The organism is Mesorhizobium sp. P5_C1 (assembly GCF_054049815.1).
Map to the genome: position 1 here is coordinate 1 of NZ_JBFULQ010001131.1, position 960 is coordinate 960.

General features: G+C 55.1%; 1 protein-coding gene. It reads left to right on the top strand.

Annotation, left to right across the window (positions count from 1 at the left end):
• Positions 1-960: M10 family metallopeptidase C-terminal domain-containing protein (locus ACXJ7R_RS34375; RefSeq protein WP_457155678.1), on the top strand; the 960-nt coding region annotated here is incomplete at both ends.

Here is a 960-nt window from a genome sequence, read left to right on the forward strand (position 1 = left end):
GGCCACAATCGCGCAGATTGCGGACTATGAAATCAACGGCTATTGGGCGTCGGTGGGCACATCGGCCCACCATTTCAGCAATCACACGATTTCTTACAATCTCAATGCTTTGACCGGAAACGGCGACGCATCACTTGCCAGCGCCGAAAAATATCTCGCCACGCTGGCGCTACAAGCCTGGCAAGATGTCGCGAACGTCACGTTCGTGGAGACGTCGGGTGCGGCCAACATAACCTTTACCGATGCGGGCGCCGGAATAACAGCGAACACCAGCCTTTCGGGCGTTGTCGATATAACAACGGGTTGGATCGCCTCTAACGGCAGAAGCGTCGATAGCTATTCATACCAAACTTACATCCATGAAATCGGGCACGCATTGGGGCTAGGCCACACTGGCCCCTACAACGTCACAGCAACCTACGGATATCCCGGCCAGCCGGGCGCCAGCAACATCTTTGTGAACGACACCTGGCAATATTCCGTCATGTCATATTTTCCGCAGTACAATTACGATGGGGCCTCATTCAGATATGTAATGACACCACAGATGGCGGACATTTATGCCRTGGGCTTGATGTACGGCGAGGCCACTAATACCCGGCTCGGCGACACCGTCTACGGATGGAATGCCGCTGCAACCGCAGGTTTTTTGTACGATTTCTCGAACTATTCCTCGACGCCCGCCTTCACCATTTACGATAGCGGCGGTGCCGATTCGATCAATGCGTCGCTATCTTTCATCGATCAGAATATCGACCTTACGCCGGGCGGCTTCTCATCGATCGGCGGACTGAGGAACAACATCGCCATCGCTTTGCATACCGTGATCGAGGATGCCCTCGGCGGCTATGGGCGTGACTTCATCCAGGGCAACGACGCGGACAATCACCTGTTCGGATCCTTCGGTGACGATACTCTTTATGGCGCCTCCGGCGCTGATACGCTGTACGGGGGTGAGGT